Source organism: Janibacter limosus, from assembly GCF_004295485.1.
GTDB classification, from domain to species: Bacteria; Actinomycetota; Actinomycetes; order Actinomycetales; family Dermatophilaceae; genus Janibacter; species Janibacter limosus_A.
Genome location: NZ_CP036164.1, coordinates 318432 through 344301, shown reverse-complemented (window position 1 = coordinate 344301; position 25870 = coordinate 318432). Strand labels below are relative to the sequence as shown.

General features: G+C 71.3%; 26 protein-coding genes. 9 read left to right on the top strand and 17 right to left on the bottom strand.

The genetic code is table 11. The features are described 5' to 3' along the window. Positions 1-6: 6 nt before the first annotated feature. From EXU32_RS01680 to ligD (EXU32_RS01670), 3 genes are read left to right on the top strand one after another with little or no spacing between them, the layout of a single operon-like run. Positions 7-513 carry a hypothetical protein gene (locus EXU32_RS01680; RefSeq protein WP_130628333.1) on the top strand — a complete coding sequence of 169 codons (507 nt, stop codon included), beginning with the start codon at positions 7-9 and terminating at the stop codon, positions 511-513. A gap of 43 nt (positions 514-556) precedes the next feature. Then, positions 557-1492, top strand: a complete 936-nt coding sequence (gene ligD, locus EXU32_RS01675; RefSeq protein WP_130628332.1) for a non-homologous end-joining DNA ligase — start codon at positions 557-559, stop codon at positions 1490-1492. Then, positions 1485-2366, top strand: coding sequence for a non-homologous end-joining DNA ligase (gene ligD, locus EXU32_RS01670; protein WP_130628331.1), 882 nt, complete (start codon positions 1485-1487; stop codon positions 2364-2366). Before ligD (EXU32_RS01675) ends, ligD (EXU32_RS01670) begins: the two co-directional genes overlap by 8 nt. A gap of 29 nt (positions 2367-2395) precedes the next feature. Here the strand turns inward: ligD (EXU32_RS01670) and EXU32_RS01665 are convergent, their stop codons facing one another. From EXU32_RS01665 to EXU32_RS01615, 11 genes are all read right to left on the bottom strand, one after another. After that, a complete protein-coding gene (locus EXU32_RS01665; RefSeq protein WP_130628330.1) occupies positions 2396-3010 on the bottom strand; it encodes a (2Fe-2S)-binding protein in 615 nt (204 codons plus the stop codon). Positions 3011-3021: 11 nt separating this feature from the next. Next, positions 3022-3351, bottom strand: coding sequence for a histone-like nucleoid-structuring protein Lsr2 (locus tag EXU32_RS01660; RefSeq protein WP_130628329.1), 330 nt, complete (start codon positions 3349-3351; stop codon positions 3022-3024). Positions 3352-3393: 42 nt separating this feature from the next. After that, positions 3394-3600 (bottom strand): lysyl-tRNA synthetase, encoded by a 207-nt coding sequence (locus EXU32_RS01655; protein ID WP_130628328.1) that lies wholly within the window; start codon positions 3598-3600, stop codon positions 3394-3396. Between the two features lies 1 nt (position 3601). Next, the gene (lysS, locus tag EXU32_RS01650) at positions 3602-5053 is read right to left on the bottom strand and encodes a lysine--tRNA ligase (protein WP_130631000.1); all 1452 of its coding nucleotides are present in this window, start codon (positions 5051-5053) and stop codon (positions 3602-3604) included. A 147-nt stretch (positions 5054-5200) separates the two neighbouring features. Then, on the bottom strand, positions 5201-6529 hold the full coding sequence (locus EXU32_RS01645) for a DUF6297 family protein (protein ID WP_130628327.1): 1329 nt from the start codon (positions 6527-6529) through the stop codon (positions 5201-5203). Further along, positions 6522-7151: an ABC transporter ATP-binding protein gene (locus EXU32_RS01640; RefSeq protein ID WP_242612851.1), complete on the bottom strand. Its 630-nt coding sequence runs from the start codon at positions 7149-7151 to the stop codon at positions 6522-6524. Before EXU32_RS01640 ends, EXU32_RS01645 begins: the two co-directional genes overlap by 8 nt. Beyond that, complete coding sequence (nadC, locus tag EXU32_RS01635; protein ID WP_130628326.1) at positions 7148-8032, bottom strand: carboxylating nicotinate-nucleotide diphosphorylase; 885 nt, start codon at positions 8030-8032, stop codon at positions 7148-7150. Before nadC ends, EXU32_RS01640 begins: the two co-directional genes overlap by 4 nt. Continuing rightward, the gene (locus EXU32_RS01630; RefSeq protein WP_207233859.1) at positions 8029-9777 is read right to left on the bottom strand and encodes an L-aspartate oxidase; all 1749 of its coding nucleotides are present in this window, start codon (positions 9775-9777) and stop codon (positions 8029-8031) included. The genes nadC and EXU32_RS01630 overlap by 4 nt, the downstream gene beginning before the upstream one ends. Further along, positions 9770-10213, bottom strand: a complete 444-nt coding sequence (panD, locus tag EXU32_RS01625) for an aspartate 1-decarboxylase (RefSeq protein ID WP_130628325.1) — start codon at positions 10211-10213, stop codon at positions 9770-9772. Before panD ends, EXU32_RS01630 begins: the two co-directional genes overlap by 8 nt. Positions 10214-10271: 58 nt before the next feature. Next, positions 10272-11180: a pantoate--beta-alanine ligase gene (gene panC, locus EXU32_RS01620; RefSeq protein ID WP_130628324.1), complete on the bottom strand. Its 909-nt coding sequence runs from the start codon at positions 11178-11180 to the stop codon at positions 10272-10274. After that, positions 11177-12079 (bottom strand): Rossmann-like and DUF2520 domain-containing protein, encoded by a 903-nt coding sequence (locus tag EXU32_RS01615; RefSeq protein ID WP_130628323.1) that lies wholly within the window; start codon positions 12077-12079, stop codon positions 11177-11179. Before EXU32_RS01615 ends, panC begins: the two co-directional genes overlap by 4 nt. 394 nt (positions 12080-12473) lie before the next feature. Here EXU32_RS01615 and EXU32_RS01610 point away from each other — a divergent pair, with 394 nt between their 5' ends. Beyond that, complete coding sequence (locus tag EXU32_RS01610; RefSeq protein WP_130628322.1) at positions 12474-13853, top strand: IS1380 family transposase; 1380 nt, start codon at positions 12474-12476, stop codon at positions 13851-13853. A gap of 200 nt (positions 13854-14053) precedes the next feature. After that, positions 14054-14992, top strand: a complete 939-nt coding sequence (locus EXU32_RS01605) for an SAM-dependent methyltransferase (protein WP_130628321.1) — start codon at positions 14054-14056, stop codon at positions 14990-14992. Here EXU32_RS01605 and EXU32_RS01600 read toward each other — a convergent pair. Beyond that, entirely contained in the window at positions 14975-16204 is a 1230-nt protein-coding gene (locus EXU32_RS01600) for an SGNH/GDSL hydrolase family protein (protein WP_165399535.1), read from the bottom strand. The genes EXU32_RS01605 and EXU32_RS01600 overlap by 18 nt on opposite strands. A gap of 55 nt (positions 16205-16259) precedes the next feature. Between EXU32_RS01600 and EXU32_RS01595 the strand changes: the two genes are divergently transcribed. The 4 genes from EXU32_RS01595 to EXU32_RS01580 all read left to right on the top strand — a co-directional run bounded on the left by EXU32_RS01595 (position 16260) and on the right by EXU32_RS01580 (position 20884). Continuing rightward, entirely contained in the window at positions 16260-17441 is a 1182-nt protein-coding gene (locus EXU32_RS01595) for an NADH-quinone oxidoreductase subunit D (RefSeq protein WP_130628319.1), read from the top strand. Positions 17442-17571: 130 nt separating this feature from the next. Continuing rightward, positions 17572-18426, top strand: coding sequence for a DUF6801 domain-containing protein (locus EXU32_RS01590; RefSeq protein ID WP_130628318.1), 855 nt, complete (start codon positions 17572-17574; stop codon positions 18424-18426). A 193-nt stretch (positions 18427-18619) separates the two neighbouring features. Then, positions 18620-19930 carry a hypothetical protein gene (locus EXU32_RS17285; RefSeq protein ID WP_207233858.1) on the top strand — a complete coding sequence of 437 codons (1311 nt, stop codon included), beginning with the start codon at positions 18620-18622 and terminating at the stop codon, positions 19928-19930. 156 nt (positions 19931-20086) lie between these two features. Beyond that, entirely contained in the window at positions 20087-20884 is a 798-nt protein-coding gene (locus EXU32_RS01580) for a class F sortase (protein ID WP_130628317.1), read from the top strand. Here the strand turns inward: EXU32_RS01580 and EXU32_RS01575 are convergent. From EXU32_RS01575 to ftsH, 5 genes are read right to left on the bottom strand one after another with little or no spacing between them, the layout of a single operon-like run. Next, a complete protein-coding gene (locus EXU32_RS01575; protein ID WP_130628316.1) occupies positions 20877-21353 on the bottom strand; it encodes a DUF3180 domain-containing protein in 477 nt (158 codons plus the stop codon). The two genes, EXU32_RS01580 and EXU32_RS01575, sit on opposite strands and share 8 nt — an antisense overlap. After that, positions 21353-22207 (bottom strand): 2-amino-4-hydroxy-6-hydroxymethyldihydropteridine diphosphokinase, encoded by an 855-nt coding sequence (gene folK / locus EXU32_RS01570; RefSeq protein ID WP_130628315.1) that lies wholly within the window; start codon positions 22205-22207, stop codon positions 21353-21355. Before folK ends, EXU32_RS01575 begins: the two co-directional genes overlap by 1 nt. Then, a complete protein-coding gene (gene folP, locus EXU32_RS01565) occupies positions 22204-23061 on the bottom strand; it encodes a dihydropteroate synthase (RefSeq protein WP_130628314.1) in 858 nt (285 codons plus the stop codon). The genes folK and folP overlap by 4 nt, the downstream gene beginning before the upstream one ends. Continuing rightward, positions 23058-23633 (bottom strand): GTP cyclohydrolase I FolE, encoded by a 576-nt coding sequence (gene folE, locus EXU32_RS01560; protein WP_130628313.1) that lies wholly within the window; start codon positions 23631-23633, stop codon positions 23058-23060. Before folE ends, folP begins: the two co-directional genes overlap by 4 nt. 3 nt (positions 23634-23636) lie before the next feature. Then, complete coding sequence (gene ftsH / locus EXU32_RS01555) at positions 23637-25757, bottom strand: ATP-dependent zinc metalloprotease FtsH (RefSeq protein ID WP_130628312.1); 2121 nt, start codon at positions 25755-25757, stop codon at positions 23637-23639. Positions 25758-25870 lie beyond the last annotated feature (113 nt).

Below are 25870 nucleotides of genomic sequence, written 5' to 3'. Positions count from 1 at the left end.
GTGGTGGTGACCGCGACGCACTTCGAGCTTCCGGACCTGGCCCAACGGGTGGACCTTCCGCCCACGCTGCTGACTCAATGGGGCGGGGTGGCGCTGGCGTTCGTGCCGCTGCCGCATGCCTACCTGCTCACCCGGGACGTGCCGTGGTTGGTCGCGGTCACTCCCCGCCGCCGCACCACCCTTCATGCGATCCGCATCGCCATGCATCTGTGCCTGAGTGCGCTGGGGATGACCACCGTGCTGACGATCCTTGGACCGACGGTCGCCAGTGGGCAACTCGCTGCCCTCTGGCTTGCGTATTGGGGGTTGACCCTGGTGGGGCTCGCGGCCCGTGGGCGCCCGGGGGGGGTGACGCCGACCGTCGTCGCGATCTTCATGTCCGTCCCGGGTCTGGTTCCTTGGGACTACAACATCGCGTACAACGACACTCTCAGTGCGCCCCGCACAGCAACCGGCCTGATGTTGATGGGGATTGGCCTGATCGCCGCCGTTACGCGTCCACGCAGCCTCTAGCCGGTCAGTTCCCCACGGCGTCCAATGTTGCAGGATTGGCCTCATGCGCCCGATGCTCGCCACCCTCACCGAGACGGTCCCGGCCGGGCCGGAGTGGGTGCACGAGGTCAAGTGGGACGGCATGCGCATCCTCGCCGAGGCGAAGGGAGGCGGCCTGACCCTGACGAGCCGCTCCGGCCGTGACGTCACCGTCGCCTTCCCCGAGCTGGTCCCGCTGGCCGACCTCTACGACGACATGCTCCTCGACGGCGAGGTGGTCTCCTTCGCCGACGGGCGCCCGTCCTTCGCCGCGCTCGCCGACCGGATGCACGTGGCCGACGCGCGCAAGGCGGCCCGGGCCGCCGTCGCCCGTCCGGTGACCTTCGTCGTCTTCGACGTGGTGCGGCTGCTCGGCCAGGACCTGACGGCCCAGCCGTGGTCGGCCCGACGCGCCCTGCTCGAGCAGCTCGACCTCGAGGGCCCTCGCTGGCAGGTCCCTGCGACCCATGACGACGGCGAGGGCCTGCTGGCCGCCACGGCCGAGCAGGGGCTCGAGGGCATCGTCTCCAAGCGACGCTCCTCGCCCTACTCCCCCGGACGGCGCTCCCCCGACTGGCTCAAGCGCCCGCACCGCGACACCCTCTCGGTCGTCGTCGGCGGCTGGCGCCCCGAGACCGGGGGCAACCGGCTCGGCGCCGTGCTCGTCGGCCGCCCGGGCGACGGCGGCTGGGAGTTCGTGGGTCGCGTCGGCGCCGGTCTCGCCGGACGTGCCGGCGCGAGTCTCCTCACGCGGCTGCGTCCGCTGGAGCGAGCGGACTCTCCCTTCGTCAGTCCGGTGCCGCGCGAGGACGCCGTCGGGACCATCTGGGTCGAGCCAGAGGTCGTCCTCGACGTCGCCAGCCTGGGCCGTGGTGGTGGCGGTCGGCTGCGGCAGCCCTCCCACCAGAGGGTGCGCACCGACCTGACCGCCGCCGACCTGATGGAGACGAGCGATGGCTGACCCCCAGGGCAGGACCACCCGGGTCCAGGTGGCCGGGCGCACGATGCGCCTGACCTCGCTCGACAAGGTCATGTACCCCGCGACCGAGACGACCAAGGGCGAGGTCCTCTCCTACTACGCCCGGGCCGGCGAGACGGTGCTCGCGCACCTGGCGGGGCGACCCGTGACGCGGGTGCGCTTCCCGCACGGGGTGGAGGACATGAGCTTTTTCGAGAAGAACCTGCCCTCCGGCGCGCCGAGCTGGCTGCCCAGGGTCGAGATCTCCGACGTCACCTATCCCCTCGTCGAGGACCTCGCGCAGCTGACCTACCTGGTCAACCTCAACAGCATCGAGCTGCACGTGCCCCAGTGGCGGGTCGAGGACGGCGAGCGGCTCAACCCCGACCGGCTCGTCATCGACCTCGACCCCGGCAAGCCCGCCGGCCTGCACGAGTGCGCCCGCGTCGCGCTGCTGCTGCGCGAGCGGCTCGGCGGACTCGGGCTCGACCTGCACCCGGTGACGTCGGGCAGCAAGGGGATGCAGCTCTACGCCCGCCTCGGGGGTGACCTCACGAGCGACCAGGTCCGTGACCTGGCGCAGCAGCTCGCGCAGGAGATGACCCAGAAGCATCCCGACCTCGTGCTGTGGAAGATGACCAAGACGCTGCGCCCGGGCAAGGTCTTCATCGACTGGAGCCAAAATGTCGCGGCCAAGACCACGGTCTGCCCCTACTCGATGCGCGGCCGTGAGGACCCGTGGGTCGCCGCTCCTCGGACCTGGGACGAGGTCGAGGCGGGCGCGCAGGACGCGGACGCCCTGACCCAGCTGGACTTCGAGCAGGTGCTGGATCGGCTCGAGAGCGACGGCGACCTGCTCGCGCCCCTGCTCCCCTGACGCATCCCCTCCAGTCGCGCCCGTCCCCGTCAGGTCTGGCGAGGACAGCCCGCGCACGGCTGGCAGTCCGGCAGCGAATAGATGAGGCAGCACGAGAGCCGCTCGGGCGGTGGCGCGCCGGCCAGCCGGGCGAGGGACATCTCCCACATGTCCTCGACCATGCCGAGGCGCTGGCGAGAGCTCATCCTCGTCGGCGACGGCAGCGCGGTCGCGATCTGGTCGGCCGTGGCGCGATATCCCTCGTAGGCGAGGTCGAGCCGCTCGATGTCGTCGTCGACCCGTCGATGGTCGCCCGCGCGCACCTGCGCCGCGACGGGATAGAGGTAGGTCGGCTCGAGGCCGATCGACCAGAGCGAGGGGTCCGCCGACAGCGCGAAGGGGGTCCGGGTCGCGGCCGCGGAGATGACCGTGGCCAGCGGGTCGACGAGGTACTGCAGGACGAAGGCGGAGGGCATGCCGGGTGGGGCGGTCCCCCACTGCTCGATCGTCAGCTCGCGATAGGTGTCGATCCACCCCGGGGCGATCTCGTGCGCCCTGGCCAGGGGTATGCCGAGGTCCGGGTCGCCGTCATCGGCGACCCGGACCTGCAGCACGGCAAGAGAGCGGCCGAGCTGGGTGATGACATCGCGCAGCTCGGCGCTCACGGGTGGGTGACTCAGCCGTTGGCCTTGGCGTAGGCGTCGCGCACCTTCTGGCTGATGCGTCCGCGGTCGGAGACGTCGTGGCCGTTGCTGCGGGCCCACTCACGGATCTTGCTCAGCTCGCCGCTGCTGGAGCGGGCACTCGATGCGGTGCCGGTGCTCTTGCGTCCGGAGACCCGACGACCCGCGCCGACATATCCGGCGAGCGAGTCGCGCAGGGCGGCGGCATTCTTGTCGTTGAGGTCGATCTCGTAGGTCACACCATCAAGACCGAAGGTGACGGTCTCGGTGGCGTCGCCGCCGTCAAGGTCGTCCTCGAGGATGATCTGGACTCGCTGCGCCATGTGAATTCCAATCGTGGGGTGAATGATTGGACTCCACAATAGTCATGAACTCGCAGAATCTCCTGAGTTATCCCCAGAAGCGTTCTCGGAATCGGCCTTTGTGTGATCTGCATTCCACTTCGCGAGGGCCTTTCGTTCACTCCGGTCGGCCTCGATCATGTATCGGATGATCCAGTAGAAGAGAAAGGCGACACCGAGCGTGGGCAGCAATGCCGCCACATAGGGCCAGTATTCATTGATGAAGTCCATCTCAGGCCTCCGGCTTCAGGTGCGGGAAGAGAATGGTCTCTCGGATGCCCACACTGGTGAAGAGCATGATGAGCCGGTCGATCCCCAGGCCCAGACCGCCCATGGGCGGGGCACCGAACTCCAAGGCGCGCAGGAAGTCCTCGTCCAGCGCCATCGCCTCGTCATCACCCGCGGCCGCGCGCCGCGACTGGTCCTCGAGGACCTCCCGCTGGATGACGGGGTCGATGAGCTCGGAGAAGGCGGTACCACGCTCGACCCCGCCGATGAAGAGGTCCCAGGCCTCGATCTGCCCCGGCCTGTCGCGGTGCGGACGGGCGAGCGGCTGGGCGATGGCGGGATAGTCGCAGATGAAGGTCGGCTGCACGCAGGTCGGCTCGACGAGCTCGGCGACCAGCTCCATGGCGGCCTTGCCGGCGTCCCAGGCGGGGTCGAGCTGGACCCCCTTCGCGTCGGCGATCTCGCGCAGACGCTGCACCGATGTAAAGACGTCGACATTCTCGCCGACGGCCTGGCTCAGTCCGTCGTAGAAGGACAACCAGCGCCATTCGCCACCGAGGTCGACCTCACCGGCTGCCGTGCTCACGATCTGGGTGCCGGCAACCTCTGCGGCGGCCAGGTGCAATTCCTTGATGAGCTCGGCCATCGTGAACTGGTCACCCCAGGCCTCGTAGGCCTCGAGCGAGGTGAATTCGGGTGAGTGCGTCGAATCCACGCCTTCGTTGCGGAATAGGCGACCCATCTCGTAGACCTTGTCGACACCCCCGACGACCGCCTTCTTCAGCGGCAGCTCCAAGGCGATGCGCAGCGACATCTTCTGGTCGAAGGCATTCATGTGCGTGTCGAAGGGGCGCGCGGCGGCGCCACCATGCACCAGCTGCAGCACGGGCGTCTCGATCTCGATGAAGGAGCGCGCGTGCAGGGTCTCTCGGATCGCGCGCACGATGCCGGCGCGCAGGCGCACCATGTCGCGCGCCTCCTGGCGCACGACGAGGTCGGCGTAGCGCTGACGCACGCGTGCCTCCTCCGACAGCTCCTTGTGCAGGACCGGCAGGGGGCGCAGTGCCTTGGACGCCATGGTCCAGGCGGTCGCCATGACGGAGAGCTCACCGCGGCGGGAGCGGATGACCCGACCGGTGACCGCGACGTGGTCGCCCAGGTCGACGTCGGCCTTCCACTGCGCGAGGGACTCCTCGCCGACCTCGGCGAGGGAGAGCATCACCTGCAGCCTGGTCCCGACGCCCTCCTGGAGGGCAGCGAAGGCGAGCTTGCCCGTGTTGCGCACGAACATCACCCGGCCGGCGACGGTGACGACGTCCTGGGTCTCCTCGCCGGTCTCGAGGTGCTGCCAGCTCTCGGTGACCTCGGCGAGGGAGTGGGTACGGCCCACCGTGACCGGGTAGGCCTCCTTGCCGTCGGCGAGCAGGCGGTCTCGCTTGGCGCGACGGATGCGCATCTGCTCGGGCAGCTCGTCGTCGACGGGGGTATCGGTGGGGTGGTCGCTCACGGGGCACCACGATATCCGCGCGCCCCTCAACCCCCGAATCCGCACGCTGTCGCGCTCACCACGGGCGCGGTGCGGGGGCCGGTCGATGCTCGCCCGTCAGTCCCGTGGACGCAGGAGCTGCCAGGCCGCGAGGCCGGCGCAGGTGAGCAGTGCGAGCGGCCCCTGGTCGACAGCTGCGCCGATGAGCACCACCGCGGCGCCCGCGAGCACGATGTCCGGCCCGAGGACGAGACGCTGGACCAGCCCGACGTGGACGGCTCCGGCAGGAGTGGCGAGGGCGGCCCCGAGCTCGGGCGGCGGGTCGCAGGAACGCATCGCGCCGGCCATCGCGGCGAGGGCGAAGGCCACCGGGGCCCACCACGGCAGACCGAGGGCACCCACCGCGACGAGCGCCCCGATGACCGCCATGACGAAGGGGGGTACCGCCAGGACCGCAGCGACAGCCGCCGGGTGCTCCGGCAGGGCACGACGAAGGCCGGGGGTGGTCAGCCACGTCGACAGCCCTCCGGCGCTGGTGCGGGCGACGGCGAAGACGACGAGCGCGGCGACCACTGCTCCGGCGAGGCGCCCGAGGAGGAGACCCACGACGAGCGCACCCACGCACGACAGCAGTGCGGTGAGGAGCTGCCGGGAGCGGCGGGTGAGGGCGTGGACCTCGTGGACGAGCATGCTCGGCAGGGGGCCCCCGGCACCGGGACGGCTCGCGTACCTCCCACGGCGGGCGAGGCGCCGACGGGCGGCCAGCACCTCCAGGGCGACGGTGTCGAGCATGAGCGTCGCGGCCGTGACCGCCTGCACGACCTGACCGGCCCTGCCCAGCTCGACGTCGGGGACGGCGCGCGCGGCGGACGACAGCCCGAAGGACCCGCCCTGCCGGCGCAGCGTCAGCGGCACGATCACGAGGCAGGCGAGCAGCCCGACCACCGCGCACCCGACGACGGAGACGACGGGATCAGTCGCCGCACCGGACCCGCTGGCGAGGGAGAAGCCGATGAGGACACCCCAGGCGGCGCCGGCCACCGCGGCCACGAGCAGCACGCGCAGGACCCGGCCGCGCAGCAGCAGGCCCCGGTCCGCCGGTGTCGACAGCAGCCAGCTCATCTGCCCCGGGTCCGCGGACACCGGCCCGACGGCGCGCAGCCCGACGACGGCCGCGAGCAGACCGAGCATCGCCGCGACGAGCGCCACGACGTCATGGCCTCCGGTGCCGAGGCAGACCGCGGTGTCGCAGTCGGGGCGCAGGATGGCCGGCCCGGTGGCGGCGAAGAGCATCGTGAGCAGGGTCGCGGCGATGAAGAGGCCCACGTACCAGTCCTGGAGGACCTGCAGCGCGCTGGGCGCGTGCGTCGCGCGGCGGCGGGTGCGCAGCACCTCCCGCGCGGCCTGCCGGTCACCGGTGAGCGGCTCGGCGCTCACCTCAGACATCACCCTCGAGGGTCACGATGCGGGCACCGCTGCGCCGCACCACCTCCGGGTCGTGGCAGGCGACGAGCACGGCTCGACCGGCGGCGGCATGGCCGGCCAGCCAGTCACCGAGCCACCCTCGACCTGCGTCGTCGAGACGCTGCTCCGGCTCGTCGGCCAGGAGCAGCGTCCACGGCCGCACCATCGCGGTCGCGAGCGCGAAGCGCTGCGCCTGCCCGGACGACAGGGTCCCCGGCAGCTGGTCGCAGACGTGCTCGATCTGCGCCTCGTCGAGCGCTCCCGCGACGATCGCTGCGGGGTCCTCCACGGCATGCCCACGGGCGAGCAGGTCGAGGTGCTCCGCGACCGTGAGGTCGGGCAGGATGCCGAGGTCGCCCAGCACGGCGCATACGGCCCGCCGGGTCTGCGGTTGGCGGGTGTCGAGCCGGTGCTCGCCGAGGAGGACCTCCCCTTCGTCGGGGGTGTCGGCCCCCACGATGCACCGCAGCGCGGTGGACTTGCCGACGCCGTTGGGGCCGACGAGGGCCACGACCTCACCGGCGGCGACCTCGAGGTCGAGACCCTGGAGCACCGGGCGCCCACCGAAGCCCTTGGCCAGGCCCGTGACGCTCAGCAGGCTCATGCGAGGTCGAGGGCGAGGTCGATGATCGGCGAGGAGTGCGTCAGCGCGCCGACGCTCATGTAGTCGATGCCGGTCGCTCCGTACTCGGCGGCGACGTCGAGGGTCAGTCCACCCGTCGCCTCGATCTCGACCCCCTCGCCCCGCTCGCCCGCCCACGCCCGCGCGGCGGCCACGGTCGCGCGCAGCAGGTCGGTGGACATGTTGTCGCACATGAGGAACCGGGAGCCGGCCTCGAGCGCCTCGAGCGCCTGCTCGGTCGTCTCGACCTCGACCTCGACGGTGATGTCGGGGTACCGCGCGCGGATGGCGGTGTAGGCGGCGCCCACTCCCCCGGCGGCGAGCACGTGGTTGTCCTTGACCATCGCGACGTCGAAGAGGCCCATCCGCTTGTTGGTCCCGCCGCCGGCCCGCACGGCGTACTTCTCGAGCGCGCGCAGCGCCGGCGTCGTCTTGCGGGTGTCGAGGACGGTGCAGCCGGTCCCCTCGAGCGCGTCGGCCCAGCGGCGCGTGTGGGTGGCCACGCCGGAGAGCCGCGACATGACGTTGAGCAGGGTCCGCTCGGCCATGAGCACCTGCTGGGCCGGTCCGTCGAGCACCGCGATGACGTCCCCGGGGACCAGTCGGGTGCCGTCCGCGATCCGCACCTCGAGCGAAGGGGGGATCCCCCCGGTCCTCGTGGCGACCCCTTCCAGCACGAGGGCGATGACCGGCGCACCGGCGAGGACCCCGGCCTCTCGGGCGACGACGTGCCCGGTCGCGGCCTGGTCGGCGGGGATCGTCGAGGTGCTCGTGACGTCGAGCGCGTCGGGTCCGAGGTCCTCGTCGAGCGCGATGTCGACGAGCCGGCGGGCGTCGTCGAGCGGGAAGTCGAGCGTGGTCACTGCGTCCCCTCCAGCGGGTCCTCGTCGGCGTCGTCGTCGGCCTCGGGCCAGGCGAGGTCGACGTCGAGCTTGATGACGGCGAGCTCGCCGTCGTCGGGGTCACGAACGTGCAGCAGGTGGGCGGCCCAGCCCGTGTCGTCGTGCTCGGGGTGGTCGCGGCGTACGTGCCCACCGCGGGTCTCCTCGCGCAGGTGAGCGGCCGTGGCCAGCGCCTGACCGAGGTGGAGCAGGTTGGTCGTCTCCCACGAGAGCGGACCGGGCTCGGCCGTGCCCGGGGGCAGCGCGGCCAGGGTGGCCAGGTCGGCGAGCGCGCCGCTGGTGGACTCGGCGGAGCGGAGCGGACCCACCCCCCGCGTCATCGTGCGCTGCACCTCGGTGCGGTGACGGGCGTCGAGGAGGCCGTGACTCCCTTCGTCCTGCATTGCCATGGGGGAGTGCAGGTCGACGGCGGGCAGCTCACCGGCCGCGAGCCGCTGGGTGAGGTCATCGGCGATGCGGTGGGCGAAGACGAGGCCTTCGAGCAGCGAGTTGCTCGCGAGCCGGTTGGCGCCGTGGACCCCGGTGCACGACGTCTCACCGCACGCGTAGAGCCCGGGGAGGTTGGTCCGGCCCCGCAGGTCGGTGCGCACCCCGCCGGAGGCGTAGTGCTGCGCCGGGGCGACGGGGATCGGCTGGGTCGCCGGGTCGATCCCGAGCTCGCGGCAGCGCGCGACGATCGTCGGGAAGCGCTGCTCGAGGAAGTCGCCGCCGAGGTGACGCGCATCGAGGTAGACGTGGTCGGTGCCGGTCGTCTCCATGCGCTCGAGGATGGCCCGCGCGACCACGTCGCGCGGCGCGAGATCGGCCATCGGGTGCACGCCGGTCATGAAGGCCTCACCCGCCTCGTCGACGAGCACGGCGCCCTCACCCCGCACCGCCTCGGAGACCAACGGCTGCTGACCCGTCGCGCCCTCGCCCAGGTGCATGACCGTGGGGTGGAACTGGACGAACTCGAGGTCCGCGAGCGTGGCCCCCGCCCGCAGGGCAGCGGCCATCCCGTCACCGGTGGCGACGGGTGGGTTGGTCGTCGCGGAGTAGATCTGACCCAGGCCACCGGTCGCCAGCACGACGGCACGGGCGTGGGCGGCCCCGATGCCGTCGATCTCGCCCTCACCGATGACGTGCACGGTGGCTCCCCCGACGGTCCCGTCGGCAGTGGTGAGCAGGTCGAGGACCAGCGCGTGCTCGATGATCTCGATGCCCGGGTCGGCGCGCACCGCCTCGAGCTGGGCGATGAGGGCCCGCGAGATCTCGGCGCCGGTCGCGTCGCCGCCCGCGTGGGCGATGCGGTCGCGGTGGTGCCCGCCCTCCCGGGTGAGGGTGATCTCGCCGGCCGCGTCGGTGTCGAACCGCGCCCCGAGCCCGATGAGCTCGCGCACCCGGGCCGGACCCTCGGTGACGAGCACCTCGACGGCCAACTCGTCGCACAGCCCGACGCCCGCGACGAGGGTGTCGTCGAGGTGCTCCTCGGGCGAGTCCTCGGGGGCGAGCGCCGCGGCGATGCCGCCCTGCGCCCACCGGGTCGAGCCGGCAGACAGCTCGGTCTTGGTGACCAGGAGGACCCGGTCGACGTGCTCGCGCAGTCGCAACGCGCAGGTCAGTCCCGCGATGCCGGACCCGACGACGAGGACGTCCGCACGGGTGGTCCACCCCGGTGACGGGGAGGTCAGGTACCGCGGCAGGACGACCGGCGCGGGATCATGCACCTGCTGCGCCCTCCGGGTGCTCACGGTGGGTGACGGCCGAGGTCTTCAGCCCGTAGCCCTCGGGCACGTCACCGGGGTCGTGGTACTGCTCGACGATCGTGTTGTCCCCGTCGACGAAGACGACATTGGGCTCGAAGGTCCGCGCCTCCTGATCGTCCATCGCGGCGTAGGCGATGATGATGACGATGTCGCCGGGCGAGACGAGCCGGGCGGCCGCACCGTTGATGCACACGATGCCGGTGCCGCGCTCGCCCTCGATGGCATAGGTGGTCAACCGGCTGCCGTTGTCCACGTCGACCACGTCGACCTGCTGGCCGGGGAGCATCCCGGCAGCGTCCATGAGGTCCATGTCGATGGTGAGCGACCCGACATAGTGCAGGTCGGCCTGCGTGACCGTGGCCCGGTGGATCTTGCTGTGGAGCATGAAGCGCTGCACGGGGAGTGTCCTTCTGATCGGCGGATGACCGAGGCTCAGTCTCTCAGAACCTCGCGACTCACCCGCGCGGCGCCGCCTCGGGGCTGTCCGAGAAGACCTCCCGCGCTCCCCCACCGGGGCCGACGAGCACGGGCGTGTTGTCGATGAGGCGGGTGGTGCCGACCTTGGCCGCGACCGCGAGCAGGGCCTCGCCCTTGTACCACTCGGGTACGTGGTCCAGCGTCGTCGGATGGACGAGCACGAGGTAGTCGACGAGCGCGAGGGGCTCCTCGATGAGCACCTCTCGGGCAGCGCGACGGATGGCCGAGGGTCCCTCCTCGGCCCGGGCCGCTCCGGCCTGCAGCGCGCGGGAGAGCGAGAGCGCGGTCTGCCGGTCGCTGTCGGAGAGGTACATGTTGCGACTGCTGAGGGCCAGCCCGTCCTCCTCGCGGACCGTCGGCACGGCCACGACGCTGGCGGGGAAGTCGATGTCGCGCGCCATCCTGCGGATGAGCAGCAGCTGCTGGGCGTCCTTCTGCCCGTAGTAGAAGAGGTCACCGCCCGTCAGGTGCATGAGCTTGCCGACGACGGTGAGCATCCCGTCGAAGTGGCCCGGCCGGGACTGCCCCTCGAGGACGTCGCCGAGCGGTCCCGCGGAGATGCGCACGCCGGGGTCGCCGTCGGGGTAGATGACGTCGGGGGTCGGGGCGAAGACGAGGTCGACCCCTTCGCGGGTGCAGATCGCCAGGTCGGAGTCGAAGGTGCGCGGGTAGCGCGACAGGTCCTCCTTGGGCCCGAACTGGAGCGGGTTGAGGAAGATCGTCACGATGACGTGCTCGGCCCGCTCGCGGGCCGTGCGGATGAGCCGGGCGTGCCCCTCGTGAAGGGCGCCCATCGTCATGACGACCGCGGTGTCGCCGCCGGTGAGGGCGGCGCGGGCGGTGGCCAGCTCGTCGCGTGTACGGGCGACGACGGGGGCGGCGGTCATCGGGTCTCCTCGTCGAGGGTGGTCAGGATGGTCTGGGCAGCATCCTCGCGCAGCCGGCCGCTGCGCGTGGCGCGCAGCGCGGTCGCCCGCGCCTGCGCCCGGTAGGCGGGGGCGATGTCCTCCGAGAGGGTGGACAGCTCACTCAGGTGCGCGGCCACGGTACCCGCGTCACCCCGTGCGACGGGACCGGTGAGCGCGCCGTCGCCGGAGGAGAGCGCGTTGTCCAGACTCGCCTGGAGCAGCGGGCGCAGGACGCGGTCCGCGGGCTCGATGCCGGCCGAGCGCAGGATCTCCATCGCCTGGGCGACGAGTGTGACCAGGTGGTTGCTCCCGTGGGCCAGGGCGGCGTGGTAGCGACCACGCGACTCCTCGGGCACCCAGACGGGCTCACCGCCCATCTCGACGACGAGCGCCTCGGCGACCGGGCGCAGCTCCTGCGGGGTGGTGATGCCGAAGCAGCACTCGGTGAGCCGGTGCAGGTCGAGGCTGGTCCCGGTGAAGGTCATGGCGGGGTGGATGGCCATCGGGAGCAGCCGGTCGGCCACCGGGGCGAAGGGGGCCAGCCCGTGCCTGCCCGAGGTGTGGGCCACGAGCTGCCCGGTCACCCAGGTGCCCGTCGCGTGCAGTCCCGCGACGAGGTCAGTCAGGGCGTCGTCGGGGACGGCGAGGATGACGAGCTGGGCGGACCGGACCACCTCGGGGACGGGCAGCACCGGCACGCCCGGCAGGAGCAGCTCGGCGCGCTCGCGCGACTCCTCGGAGACGGCAGAGACCGCGACGACCTCGTGGCCGGTGGAGCGCAGGGCCGCGCCGAGGACGGCGCCGACGCGGCCGGCTCCGACGACCCCGATCCGCAGGGTCGGGCGCGCGGGGACCGGTGGCGGGGCGGGGATGCTCACCGGCCAGACGGTACCCGCCCGGCCACTCCTCCCCCCTTCCGCATCTCCTTGAGGTCGTGCGCATTTCTGGCCGCATCTCCTTGAGGTCGTGCGCATTCCAGGCCGCATCTCCCTAAGGTCGTGCGCATTCCGGGCCGCATCTCCTTAAGGTCGTGCGCATTCCGGGCCACATCTCCTTAAGGTCGTGCACAGTTCAGGCCGCATCTCCTTAAGGTCGTGCGCATTTCTGGCCGCATCTCCTTGAGGTCGTGCACAGTTCAGCCCGGATCCACCGATGAGGTGTCGATGACGTAGGCAGTTGTGCGGGTCGGAACATGCGAATGCCCCTGCGAGCGAGGAGAATTGGGACTTACGACAGTTCCAGTTCACCAAGCAAAGAAGGGGCATCCGGTAGATGCAATCCTCTCACAACCTCACCGCCGTTTTCGATGACCCGAACCTGGTCTCCTGCGCCGGGCTGGCCCCGACCATGGCGCTGGCCCAGCGCGCCGGCCTGGCCCGGCTGGTCACCAAGCACCTGACACTCGAGGGGGACGGCAGCGCCAACGCGCACCTGAAGATCCCCGCCCTGGTCGCGGGGATGGTCGCCGGCGCGGACTCCATCGATGACATGGACCTGCTGCGCCACGGCGGGATGGACCGCCTGTTCACCGGGGTACGCGCTCCCTCCACGCTGGGCACGTTCTTGCGCACCTTCACCTTCGGGCACGTGCGGCAGCTGGACGCGATCGCCTCCCGGTTCCTGACCGGCCTGACCAAACAGTCTCCGGTCCTGCCCGGCGCGCACCGAATCGCCTACCTGGACGTCGACGACACGATCAAGGCCACCCACGGCTACGCCAAGCAAGGCGTCGGCTACGGCTACAACCACGTCAAGGGCGTCAACGCGTTGATCGCCACCCTGTCCACCCCGCTGGCCGCGCCGGTCATCGTGGGCACCCGACTGCGCAAGGGCAACACCAACTCCGCCCGCGGCGCGGGCAAGTTCGTCGCCGACGCACTGGCCACCAGCCGCGCCGCCGGCGCGACCGGCGAGCTGATCGTGCGCGCCGACTCCGCCTATTACGGCCACGACGTGGCCGCCGCCGCCCACCGGTCCGGTGCCAGGTTCTCCGTCACCGCCCGGATGAACACAGCTGTCACAGCGGCGATCTCGACCATCAGCGAGGAATCGTGGGTCCCGATCCGCTACCCCAACGCGATCTGGGACGAGGACGAACAGCGTCTGGTTTCTGACGCCGAGGTCGCCGAGATTCCCTTCACCGCGTTCACCTCCCGCCGCAAGAGTGAGCACATCACCGCCCGGCTGATCGTGCGCCGCGTCAAGCGCCTCAACCCCACCAGCGTGCCCGCCGGGCAAGGCGAGCTGTTCCCCACCTACCGCCACCACGGCGTGTTCACCGACACCCCGCTGCCCATGCTCGACGCGGAGGTCGCGCACCGCGCCCACGCCATCATCGAGCAGGTCCACGCCGACCTGCGCTCCGGTCCCCTGGCCCACGCACCCTCTGGCTCGTTCGCGGCGAACAGTGCCTGGCTGGTGCTGGCCGCGATCGCGTTCAACCTCACCCGCGCCGCCGGGGCCCTGGCCTCCCTCTTCCACGCCAAGGCCACCACCGCCACCATCCGCGACCAACTGATCAGCGTCCCGGCCCGGCTGGCCCGCTCCGCCCGCCGCCTGCGCCTGCATCTGCCCGAGGGCTGGCCCTGGCAGTACGCCTGGGAAGTCCTGTTCGCCGCCACCTGCGCACCACCAGGCACCGCGAGGAACTGACCACCAGCCCCGCCGGGGCACGACCAAGGACCTGCAGTGGAAGAGCCGGACAGACCGGCGACTACCTCACGCCCTCACACGCGACCACCCGAAAATCGTGAATCACGCCGTCACGAGAACCCGGACGGTGGATCCGGGTTCAGGCCGCATCTCCTTAAGGTCGTGCGCATTTCTGGCCGCATCTCCTTAAGGTCGTGCGCATGGTGCGGACGTGGGAGCAGGCATGGCACGACGCCTTGTACGGCGACGTGGGCTTCTACCGGCGGCCGGAGGGACCGGCCGGCCACTTCGCCACCTCCGCCCAGGGACCGGCCGCCGACGTGCTGGCCGACGCCCTCCTCGAGCTGGCGCGAAGGGAGTCACTCACGACGATCGTCGACGTCGCCTGCGGTCGGGGCGAGCTGCTGGGCAGCCTTGCCGCACAGGCCGACTCGGCGATGCGTCTGGTCGGCGTCGACGTGGTCGACCGCCCCATCGACCTGCCCGAGCGCGTCGAGTGGGTGCGCTCTCCCGGCGGCACCGACCTGCCGGACCTCGGCTCCCCCGAGCGCGCGCTCGTCCTCGCGCACGAGTGGCTCGACGTCGTGCCGTGCCCGGTCGCGCAGGCCGACCGGCATGGCGTGCTGCGGACCGTCCTCGTCGACGAGGACGGCACCGAGAGCCTCGGTGAGCCGCTCGCCACAGAGGATCTGCGATGGGCCCAGAGCCACTGGCCCGGCCCCCACGCGTGCGGTGACCGGGTCGAGGTGGGCCGCCCCCGCGACGCCGCCTTCGCCACCCTCGTCGCCCGCACCGGCTCCGGGCTCGTCGTGGCCGTCGACTACGGCCACACCGTGGCCGCTCGCCCCCGCGCGGGCACCCTCACCGGCTTCGCCGATGGCAGTGCCTGCCTACCGGTCCCCGACGGGAGCTGCGACGTGACCGCCCACGTGGCGATGGACACCCTCGGGGCGGACGGGCTGCACACCCAGCAGGACCTGCTGCGAGGGCTGGGGGTCGACGGCACGCGGCCGCCCGTGGCGCTGGCCCGCAGGGACCCGGCCGGCTACCTCGCAGCCCTCGCTGCGGCCTCGCACGCCTCCGCACTCACCGGTCCGGGTGCCGGGGACTTCCTGTGGGCGCTACGACGCGTCGGGTGAGGAGCCCACCGTGCTGCTCAGCTCGCCCGGCGGCGCGAGGATCTCGGTCAGGCTCGCGGCGATGAGCGGCTGCCCCGCTGCCGAGGGGTGCAGCCCGTCGATGAAGTACCGCGACCTCGGGTCGGCCCGCGGCAGCACTGCCGACAGGTCGACGAAGCTCACCCGCTCGTGGGCCGTCCTCGCCCGCATCTGCTGCAGGTAGGCCGACCAGGCCGGCCGACCCGGCTCCGTCTGCGGGGTGAACCAGCCGACGAGCAGGATGGGGCCCTCGTAGCCCATGCCGCGCGCCTGCTGGACGAGCGAGTCGAGACTGCGACCGAACTGCGCGGCGGGGACGTCCGCGCGCTGGTCGTTGAAGCCCAGGGGCACCAGGAGCAGGTCGGGGTCGAGCGAGAGCGAGTCCTTGAGATAGGTGGGCGTCTGGGCGATCGTCTGCACCGACACCCCCGACCGGGAGGCGTCGAGCACGTGCACGCAGCGATCTCGATCCCCGCGGAAGGGGGTGAGGTCCGTGACCGTGGCGGCCGTCGAGCTCGTCGTCGGCAGGGCATTGCGCACCGTCACGGTGTGCTGCCCGGGACCCAGGTCACCGGAGGACCACACCGCGCGCTCGGCCCGCGGGTCGGTGTCGGTGGGCACCGCCCGCCCGTGCGCGGGCACCACCCCGTCGACCTCGATCTGCAGCGGGCCACCGGCGAAGCGCGTGCGATAGCCGACGTCGACCGAGTCGGCCGTGACCGTCCAGGTGACCGCCCCGCCGGGCTTGAGCGTGAGTCCCCGGCCACCGGGCCCGAGCGTGGGTGCAAGGACCGTGGGGCCCGTGACGAGAGGGTCGGGCAGCGTCGGCGCCCGGTAGTCCGCGGGCACCAGTGAGGTCGTGCCGTGCCATCCGCCCGCCGTCGTCGGGCACGCGGGTGTCCCCAACCGCGTCCGCAGCGCCGCCTGCAGCCGGTCCAGCCAGCGCCTCTCCAGGTGATCGCCCAAGCCGTAGCCCTCGCTGACGGAGTCGCCGAGGACCACGATGCGGGCCGCGTCACGGTCGTCGCGCCGCACGGCGTCGAACCACGGGTCCAGCACCGTCGGGGACTCGACCGCCGCGACCCCGGTGGCGCTCTCCCCTTCGCCCGAGTCGTCGGAGCAGCCGGCGAGCAGACCGAGACCAAGGGTCAGTGCCACCAGCCCCGCCCCTGCTCGTCGCGTCGCGCGTGCCATCCGGTCATCGTGCCAAACCGCCCTGCGTTCCCGGGGCTGACGCATACTGGCGGTCATGACGAGCGCACCGGGCCCCGACGGCACCCGGACCCTCGACGTCGGGGTGGGTGACGGCTCCCTCGCGAGCGCCGACATGGTGCTCAACATCGGCCCCCAGCACCCCGCGACCCATGGGGTCCTGCGGCTGCGGGTCGTCCTGGACGGCGAGCGGATCGTCTCCGCGGACCCGATCGTCGGGTACATGCACCGTGGCGCGGAGAAGCTCTTCGAGGTCCGCGACTACCGGCAGATCACCGTCCTGGCCAACCGGCACGACTGGCTCTCAGCCTTCGCCAACGAGCTCGGTGTCGTGCTGGGGGTCGAGGCGATGCTCGGCATGGAGGTGCCCGAGCGGGCCATCTGGGCACGGACCCTGCTCGCCGAGCTCAACCGCGTGCTCAACCACCTGATGTTCCTGGGCTCGTACCCCCTCGAGCTGGGTGCGATGACGCCGATCTTCTACTCCTTCCGTGAGCGCGAGGAGATCCAGGCCGTCATGGAGGAGATCTCCGGCGGTCGCATGCACTTCATGTTCAACCGCGTCGGTGGCCTCAAGGAGGACCTCCCGGCCGGGTGGCTCGACCGGGTGACCGCGGCGGTCGCCGCGGTGCGCGCCCGCATGCCGCAGCTCGAGTCGCTCATCGTCGACAACGAGATCCTCGACGGACGGACCCGAGGCATCGGCGTGCTCTCTCGTGAGCTCGCCTGCGCCTACGGCGTCTCCGGGCCCATCGCCCGGGCGAGCGGTGTGGACATGGACCTGCGCCGCGATGCTCCTTACCTGGCCTATGGCGAGCTCTTCGGCGAAGGGGGTCCCGGTCGGGTCGTCACCCGCACTGGTGGCGACTCCCTGGCCCGGCTGGAGGTCCTGCTGGAGCAGACCCACGTGAGCCTCGACCTCGCCGACGCGTGCGTCGAGCGGCTGCGCTCCCTTGACCGGGGGCCGATCAACCAACGCCTGCCCAAGGTGCTCAAGGTCCCCGAGGGCGAGCGGTACACCTCGACCGAGGGTCCCCTCGGCCTCAACGGCTACCACCTCGTCTCCCGCGGGGAGAAGACGCCGTGGCGGCTGAAGCTGCGCTCGGCCTCCTTCAACAACGTGCAGGTCCTGCGTGAGCTGCTGCCCGGCTGCCTCGTCGCCGACATGGTGTCCGTGCTGGGCTCGATGTTCTTCGTCGTCGGGGACGTCGACAAGTAGTCACCGGCGTCGGCGGGTCGGTGAGGCAGGGGTCACCCGGCTGCCCGGTTGAGAGGCTACCGACGGGTAGGTACGGTGCGGGAGACCGCGCCGCTCTCGAGCGGACGACCGATCTACCTGATGGAGCGTCATGTCCCACCGCTTGAAGACCAACCTCTCCGCCGGAGCCGCTCTCGTCGCCGGCTGCGGGATGCTCGGCCTCGCCACTGCCGCCCCGGCCCAGGCCCAGGTCTCCGGAAGCCTCGACTACACCTGCTCCGAGACGGGCCAGAACATCAAGTTCACCGACCCGTGGAAGGTCGCGCTGACGCTCGACATCCCCGAGACCGTCGCCCAGGGCGAGACGATCCCGGCCGGCGCCGTCACGGCGAAGGTCACTCCCGGCGCCGACGCCACCCAGACCATGCAGGGGCTGGGGGTCAAGACCCTCAAGGGCACCGGCAGCACCACCTACACGCTGGGTGACGGCGAGGCGCGCGACATCGCCCTCGAGGTCCCGCAGACCGACGTCCCGGCGACGGGCGAGGTCTCGGTGGAGGCCACCGGTCAGACCACCGAGGAGACGGCGCCCGCCGAGGACACCAACCTCCCCATCACTGCGGGTGACTTCACGGCCGACCTGGAGAACCAGGACGGCTTCATCTTCAAGATCTCGTGCACGGCCCCGGCCGACGCGACCGTGGGCACCATCGCGGTCGGCGACGCCACGCCGCCCGCGGAGGAGCCTGACGACGAGCCCACTGCTCCGGCGGACGAGCCCACGGCCCCGACGGAGGACCCGAGCGCGCCGGCGGAGGACACCCCCGCCCCGGCCGAGGACCCGGCGAGCGGCGACGCGGGCCAGCCCGAGGTCCCGGGCGTCGTCCAGACGGACGGTGTGCGGGGCGAGGGCTCCGCGGCGCCGCTCGCGCTCGGCGGCCTGCTGCTCGCCGGCGCCGGAGCGGGCGCTGTCGTCGTGGCTCGTCGCAAGGCAGCTCAGCACTGAGCCGGACGACGAAGGGCCGCGGCTCGGGCAGGTGCCCGTCCGCGGCCCTTTGTCGTGCGTGTCGACAGCACCACATGCACGACGCCTGACAAAAGTCTGAGAAAACCTTGAGTACTTACCCAGCAGTCGGTAAGTTTCACTGCGACGGCACCTGCCAAGGGGGCCGCAGGGACAGCTTCAAGGGGAAAGACACATGGCCAAGCGCCTCAAGACCCGCCTCTCGGCGGGCGCAGCACTCGTCACCGGACTCGGCATGATGGGCCTCGCCACGGCCGTGCCGGCCCACGCCGCCGCCACGATGCAGTACTCGTGCACCACCCCGCTCGGGCCGCAGGTCCTGGACGTCAAGCTCGACACCGACGCCCCGGAGACCGCCACCACCGGCGAGGCCCTGACGATCACGCCGAGCGGCACGGTCACGCTCAACGAGAGCATCTCCAACGCCATGGCGGGTGCTCTGGGCTGGGAGGACGTCTCCGCGGACATCCCGGGCGTCGTCGCCACAATCAGCAACGGCACGGACAGCGCCGACTTCACCACTGACCTGAGCATCCCGCGCACCACGATCCGCACCAACGGTGCCTGGGTCACGGACTCCACGCCCGACCTGCCGATCACGGGCACGGCCCAGTCGACGACGATCGAGCAGGCCGGCAGCTACACCCTGAGCGCTCCGGACACCTTCAACACGACCTTCCACGGTTACGACGCCGCGGGCGAGACCGGGACCCTGAGCCCGATCGCGTCGGTCTGCACCTATGTCCCTGACTCCGGTAGCAAGGTCATCGACACGATCACCGTCACGGAGGCTCCCACGACGCCTCCGCCCACCACGGACGAGCCGACCACGCCTCCGCCCACCACGGACGAGCCCACGACGCCTCCGCCCACCACGGACGAGCCGACCACGCCTCCGCCCACCACGGACGAGCCCACGACGCCTCCGCCCACCACGGACGAGCCGACCACGTCGGTTCCCACCGTCGAGGCCAACGACTGGTTCGACGAGCCGAGCAGCCTGCCGATCACGTCGGACCAGAAGCACTTCTCGATCACCGGAACGGCCGACCGGGCCGGCACGATCGACGTCGTCCTGCTCGACGCGGACAAGAAGGTCCTGCGCACCATCAACTGGGACGTCACCCAGGGCTCCAACACCAAGGAGTTCGCGTTTGCCGAGGGCACCGGCTACGTGCGCATCGTGTCGCAGGACTGCGTCGATGCTGACGGCAACGACGGCTCCGTCGCCGACAGCGGCTGCAATGTCGAGTACTACGCCCCGTGGATCAACCCCGACGACAGCGAGACCGGCACCGACGACGGTGACGACAACGCTCCGACTGGTCCCGAGACCCCGGGCGTCGTCCAGACCGACGGCTTCACCCGCGTCCAGGAGCCGGCCGGCAACAACACGGCCGCCTTCCTCCTCGGCGGTGCCCTGCTCGCCGGTGCGGGCGCAGGCTCGATCGTCCTGGCTCGCCGCCGCCAGAGCGCCCAGCACTGAGGTCGCGCACTGACCCTCGTCAGTGACTGACGGAACGGGCCGTCGGGTCGGGATCACTCCCGCACCCGGCGGCCCGTACCGTTGAGACAGGGGGAACTTCACACCCCCTTCGCGCGTTCCACCCGTGAGCCGCTCGTGAGCACCAGGAGGACAGCTGTGACGACCCCACCGACGCGCCGTCAGCGGTGGCGGGACCGCAAGCGGTACCGCCGCACGACGGCGGTCCTCGCTGCGGCGGCCGCCGTGCTCCTCGGCGGCGGCGTCGCCGCAGGCACCTGGTGGACCACGCAGCAGGACGACGAGGCCACCGTCTCACCCGGCACCTATGTGCCTCCCAGCAGCATCATGCCGACCTCGCAGACCCCGTCGACGCCGACTGCGACGACTGCGAAGAAGACCTCGAAGAAGAAGACGTCGTCCTCGACGAGTGCTCCGACGTCCACGAGCAGCTCCTCGAGCGCGAGTGCTCTCGCTCCCGCGGTGCAGGCGCCCCAGGGCAGCCCCACCCGAGTCCAGGTGACCTCGGGCGGTCGCGAGCTCGTCAACGCCAGCCTCGAGGCGACGAAGCTCGACGCGCAGAAGGTGCTGGCTCCTCCCTATGGCACCGCCGGCTGGTACGCCGAGCCGGGCTGGCCCAAGCCGGGCCACAAGGGTGCCAGCATCCTCGTCGGGCACATCAACAGTGGCGGCAACCCCGACGTCTTCTGGAACCTGCCGAGCGTCAAGCTCGGCGACCTCGTCACCGTCACCTACGGCTCCGGCGAGCAGGTGAAGTTCAAGATCACCCGCTCCGAGGCCGCTCCCAAGACGGGCGTGCCCAAGGACGACACGATCTGGGACTGGGACAACCCCAAGCCGGTCCTGCGCCTGATCACCTGCGACCCCGAGACCCCGCTCAAAGGCGGTCACTACGAGGGCAACTGGGTCGTCTGGGCCGACCAGATGGTCAGCTGAGGCGCGAGCTCGAGGTCGGGTCCTCGTCGTCATCGTCGTCGAGGCGGCACCACGACTGCACCAGCAGTCCCGCTGCGACGAGCGCCAGGGCGCCGAGCGCACCGACCGCCCACTTCACGGCGAGCTCACCGCGCCCGGCGAAGCCGACGTCGGGCAGCAGGGCGAGCGCCTGACCGAGGTCCAACCCGGCGATGACCGCGCCGGTGAGTGCGCTGGCCTGGGCCAGCCCCAGGATGCGCGCAGCGACCAGCGGCTCGACATGGCCCTGGCCACGGCGCATCCGCCACATCCGTCGGCCCGTCGCGACCACGACGAGGCCCATGCCCAGCAGCAGCACACCGGCCAGCCAGCCGACCCGCATCGGCGCGTGCCCGCCGGCGACCCACCATCGCCCGCCGGCCCAGCTGAGCACGCCTACCGCGACGAGCACGATCGCCACCGTCGAGGAGCGCAGTCCCCGCTCCAGCATCAGATGTCCTCGACGTCGCTCGCGTCGACGCCCGCGAGCAGCTCGGTCACGGGCACCACCCGGTCCCCGACCCGCAGGACCGCGTCGGGATCGACGCGGGACCACGGCTGGAGGACGAATCCGCGCTCGTGGGCCCGGGGGTGCGGCAGGGTGAGGACCAGGTCATCACACCTGACGTCGGTGCCCGATGCCGGGTCGCCGTACTGGATCAGGTCGAGGTCGAGCGTGCGGGCACCCCACCGCACCTCGCGGACGCGACCGTGACGCGCCTCGACGGCGTGCAGTCGGGCCAGCAGCTCGTGCGGGGCCAAGGCGGTCGTCGCGAGGACGACGGTGTTGGTGTAGCGCGGCTGGTCGGGTCCGCCGACCGGGTCCGTGCTGACGAAGGGAGCCCGACGCACCGACTGCACGGCGTCACCGAGGTCGTCGATGGCGCTCTGGAGGGTGCGGGGCGCGTCACCGAGGTTGGCCCCGAGGGCGATGACGACCGGGACGGCGCGAGTGCGCTCGATGGTGACCGCGACATCGCCGAAGGGCACGCCGACCGGCGCTGACGGCTTGTGCACGGTGACCTCGACGGCGCGCACACCGGGTCGGACCAGCGCGTCGGCGGCGACCTGCTCGGCGAGGGACTCGATGAGGTCGAGCGAGGGGCCCTCGATGCGGCGGACGACGTCGGCGCCGACCTCGGCGTAGTTGATCGTCAGGGCCAGGTCGTCGGTGGTCCCGGCCGGCGCGAGGTCGACGTGGAGGACGACGTCGACGACGAAGTCCTGGCCGTCCCGCTTCTCGTCGGCGAGCACGCCGTGGAACCCTCGAGCACGCACGCCGAGCAGGCTGATCCGGTCACTCACAGCGCGACCTCTCCCAGGGCTGCGACGACGTCGATCGCGTCGACCGTGGCGGTCACGTCGTGCACGCGCACGCACCACACGCCGGCGCGGGCCGCGCGGGCGCTCGTGGCGGCCGTGACGACGGCCCGGGCATCGAGGGGACGCTCCTCACCCGGCGCACGCCCGACGCTGCCCAGGAAGCCTTTGCGCGAGGTACCCAGGAGCACCGGGTGGCCGAGGTCGACGACCTGCTCGAGGCCGGCGAGCAGGCGCCAGTTGTGCTCGGCCGTCTTGGCGAAGCCGATGCCCGGGTCGAGGATGAGCTGATCCCGAGAGGCCCCTGCTGCCAGCAGCACGTCGACCCTCGCGGTCATCTCGGCACAGACCTCGGCGACGACGTCGGCGTACTCGGCCTTCGTCTGCATGTCGTGCGCGTGACCTCGCCAGTGCATGACGACGAAGGGAGCCCCGCTCGACGCGACGAGGGCGGGCATCTGCGGGTCGGCCAGGCCGCCGCTCACGTCGTTGATGATCGCGCCGCCTGCCGCGAGCGCGACCTCGGCCACGCTGGCGCGCATGGTGTCGACGGACACGGCGATCCCGTCGGCCGCGAGTGCCTCGACGACCGGTACGACGCGACGCAGCTCCTCGGCCTCGGAGGGCCGCTCGGCACCGGGTCGGGTGGACTCGCCCCCGACGTCGACGATCGACGCGCCGGCGGCGACGAGCTCACGACCGTGGGCGATGGCGGAGTCGGTCTCGATCCACCGGCCCCCGTCGCTGAAGGAGTCGGGAGTGACGTTGACGATCCCCATGACGACCGGGCCCGGCCGGTCGTGACCGGCCGCGATCCGCTCGAGGACCGCGTGGGTCACCGAGCGGCCCCGGCGAGCAGTGCCATCGCCTCGGCGCGGGTGGTGGAGTCCCGCAGCTGGCCGCGGACGGCGGAGGTGATCGTCTTGGCCCCCGGCTTGCGCACCCCGCGCATCGACATGCACAGGTGCTCGGCCTCGACGACGACAATGACACCGGCGACGTCGAGGTGCTCGACGAGCGCGTCGGCGATCTGGCTCGTCAGCCGCTCCTGCACCTGCGGTCGCTTGGCAAACATGTCGACCAGGCGGGCCAGCTTGGACAGCCCGGTCACCTTGCCGCTCGGCCCCGGGGTGTAGCCGACGTGCGCGACACCGTGGAAGGGGACGAGGTGGTGCTCGCAGGTGGAGTAGAGCTCGATGTCGCGCACGATGACGAGCTCGTCGTGATCGATGTCGAAGGTCGTCGACAGCAGCTGCGCAGGGTCGGACCGCAGCCCGGCGAAGACCTCGGCGTAGGAGCGCGCCACCCGCGCCGGGGTCTCGACGAGGCCGTCACGGTCGGGGTCCTCCCCCACCGCGATCAGGATCTCGCGCACGGCCGCCTCGATGCGGTCCAGGTCGACATCGGCCATCGGTCAGCCGCGTCCCTGGTCGTCGCCGTCGACGGCCTCGCCCGGTGCGACCTGACGGATCTCGGTGGCGGGACGCTCATTCGCCTCGTCCGTGGGGATCGTCGCGCCCTCTTCGGCGGCGCGGTCGATGGCCGCGGTGACGCGGGGATCGCTCTGCGGCGCGTCGGTCCGGCCCGGCTCGGTGTCGCGGGCGCGCATGGCGGCCTGCTCGGCGGGCGTGAGGACCGGCGGGATGTCGGAGATCGTGCGGGACTCGCTGCTCAGCCACGTGGGGCGGCGAGGGCGCTTGCGCACGCTGGCGAAGACGACCTCGAGGTCCTTGGTGTTGAGCGTCTCGTGCTCGAGCAGCTCGAGGACGAGCTGGTCGAGGACGTCGCGGTTGTCGTTGAGCGCGTGCCAGGCCTCGTCGTGGGCGGCCTCGATGAAGCGACGGACCTCGTGGTCGACGATCCCGGCGACCTCCTCGGAGTAGTCGCGCTGGTGGCCCATGTCCTTGCCGAGGAAGACCTCGCCGGTGGACTGGCCGAGCTTGACCGCACCGATCTTCTCGCTCATGCCGAACTCGGTGACCATCTTGCGGGCCATGCCCGTGGCCTTCTCGATGTCGTTGGAGGCACCGGTCGACGGGTCGTGGAAGATCATCTCCTCCGCGACGCGACCGCCGAGGGCGTAGGCGAGCTGGTCGAGGATCTCGTTGCGCGTGGTCGAGTACTTGTCGTCCAGCGGCATGACCATCGTGTAGCCGAGTGCTCGGCCACGCGGGAGGATCGTGATCTTGGTGACCGGCGCGGTGTGGTTCATCGCCGCTGCCACGAGCGCGTGACCGCCCTCGTGGTAGGCCGTGATCTTGCGCTCCTGGGCGCTCATGATCCGGGTGCGCTTCTGCGGGCCGGCGATGACGCGGTCGATGGCCTCGTCGAGGATCTCGTCGTCGATGAACTGCTTGTCGAGACGGGCCGTGAGGAGCGCTGCCTCGTTGAGGACATTGGCCAGGTCGGCACCGGTCATGCCGGGGGTGCGACGGGCGACGGTGAGCAGGTCGACGCCGGGGGCCATCGGCTTGCCGGCCGCGTGCACCTCGAGGATGCGGTGGCGACCGATCATGTCGGGGTTCTCGATGGCGATCTGCCGGTCGAAGCGGCCCGGACGCAGCAGGGCCGGGTCGAGGATGTCGGGACGGTTGGTCGCCGCGATGAGGATGACATTGGTCTTGACGTCGAAGCCGTCCATCTCGACGAGCAGCTGGTTGAGCGTCTGCTCGCGCTCGTCGTGACCGCCACCCATGCCGGCGCCGCGGTGACGTCCCACGGCGTCGATCTCGTCGACGAAGATGATCGCCGGGGCGTTGGTCTTGGCCTGCTCGAAGAGGTCGCGCACCCGGCTGGCACCGACACCGACGAACATCTCGACGAAGTCCGAGCCGGAGATGGAGTAGAAGGGCACGCCCGCCTCGCCGGCGACCGCACGGGCCAGGAGGGTCTTGCCGGTACCGGGCTGGCCGTAGAGCAGCACGCCCTTGGGGATCTTGGCGCCCACGGCGAGGAACTTGCTCGGCTCGCGCAGGAACTCGACGATCTCGTGCAGCTCCTCGACCGCCTCGTCGGCGCCGGCCACGTCGACGAAGGTCACCTTGGGGGTGTCCTTGCTGGCGAGCTTGGCCTTGGACTTGCCGAACTGCATGACCTTGGAGCCGCCGCCCTGGGCCTGGCTGAGGATGAACCAGAAGAGGCCCACGAGCAGCACGAGGGGCAGCAGCGAGAAGAGCAGGCTGGACCAGACGCTCGGCGTCTCGACCGTGTCGTTCTGCACCCCGTCGACGTTGTCCTCGACAAGCTTGAGCATCTGGCCCGCGCGGGCGTCGATGAACTCGGTCTCGACCTTGCTGGCGTCCTTGACCGACTCGCCGTCGGAGTAGGTCTGCCCGTCCTTGAGGTCGAGCTGCAGCAGGTTGTCGGTCGTGAAGTGGGCGTCCTTGACCTTGCCCTCGGTCACGAGCTTTTCGGCCGCGGACGTGTCCACGCGTGAGTACTCGTTGCTGTTTCGCGTCGTGAACATCAGGACGAAGACTGCGATGAGCAGCAGTGCCCAGAATGCGGGTGCGCGGAAGATCTTCTTGGCGTTCATACGGGTACGGGGACTCCCCGGACTTCCTGGCTCGACGACGTGGCGACCCCCAACGACAGCGGGGACATCAGGACGAAACTACCTGAACGCCGGCATCGAGCGGTCACCAGACC

What these genes read in the sequence shown, in the direction of transcription:
- ligD (WP_130628332.1), top strand. Translation starts at nt 557, where the DNA reads ATGCGCCCGATGCTCGCCACCCTCACCGAGACGGTCCCGGCCGGGCCG.
- ligD (WP_130628331.1), top strand. Translation starts at nt 1,485, where the DNA reads ATGGCTGACCCCCAGGGCAGGACCACCCGGGTCCAGGTGGCCGGGCGC.
- EXU32_RS01660 (WP_130628329.1), bottom strand. Translation starts at nt 3,351, where the DNA reads ATGGCGCAGCGAGTCCAGATCATCCTCGAGGACGACCTTGACGGCGGC.
- EXU32_RS01655 (WP_130628328.1), bottom strand. Translation starts at nt 3,600, where the DNA reads ATGGACTTCATCAATGAATACTGGCCCTATGTGGCGGCATTGCTGCCC.
- lysS (WP_130631000.1), bottom strand. Translation starts at nt 5,053, where the DNA reads ATGCGCATCCGTCGCGCCAAGCGAGACCGCCTGCTCGCCGACGGCAAG.
- EXU32_RS01645 (WP_130628327.1), bottom strand. Translation starts at nt 6,529, where the DNA reads ATGTCTGAGGTGAGCGCCGAGCCGCTCACCGGTGACCGGCAGGCCGCG.
- EXU32_RS01640 (WP_242612851.1), bottom strand. Translation starts at nt 7,151, where the DNA reads ATGAGCCTGCTGAGCGTCACGGGCCTGGCCAAGGGCTTCGGTGGGCGC.
- panC (WP_130628324.1), bottom strand. Translation starts at nt 11,180, where the DNA reads ATGACCGCCGCCCCCGTCGTCGCCCGTACACGCGACGAGCTGGCCACC.
- EXU32_RS01610 (WP_130628322.1), top strand. Translation starts at nt 12,474, where the DNA reads ATGCAATCCTCTCACAACCTCACCGCCGTTTTCGATGACCCGAACCTG.
- EXU32_RS01605 (WP_130628321.1), top strand. Translation starts at nt 14,054, where the DNA reads ATGGTGCGGACGTGGGAGCAGGCATGGCACGACGCCTTGTACGGCGAC.
- EXU32_RS01600 (WP_165399535.1), bottom strand. Translation starts at nt 16,204, where the DNA reads ATGGCACGCGCGACGCGACGAGCAGGGGCGGGGCTGGTGGCACTGACC.
- EXU32_RS01595 (WP_130628319.1), top strand. Translation starts at nt 16,260, where the DNA reads ATGACGAGCGCACCGGGCCCCGACGGCACCCGGACCCTCGACGTCGGG.
- EXU32_RS01590 (WP_130628318.1), top strand. Translation starts at nt 17,572, where the DNA reads ATGTCCCACCGCTTGAAGACCAACCTCTCCGCCGGAGCCGCTCTCGTC.
- EXU32_RS17285 (WP_207233858.1), top strand. Translation starts at nt 18,620, where the DNA reads ATGGCCAAGCGCCTCAAGACCCGCCTCTCGGCGGGCGCAGCACTCGTC.
- EXU32_RS01575 (WP_130628316.1), bottom strand. Translation starts at nt 21,353, where the DNA reads ATGCTGGAGCGGGGACTGCGCTCCTCGACGGTGGCGATCGTGCTCGTC.
- folE (WP_130628313.1), bottom strand. Translation starts at nt 23,633, where the DNA reads ATGGCCGATGTCGACCTGGACCGCATCGAGGCGGCCGTGCGCGAGATC.
- ftsH (WP_130628312.1), bottom strand. Translation starts at nt 25,757, where the DNA reads ATGAACGCCAAGAAGATCTTCCGCGCACCCGCATTCTGGGCACTGCTG.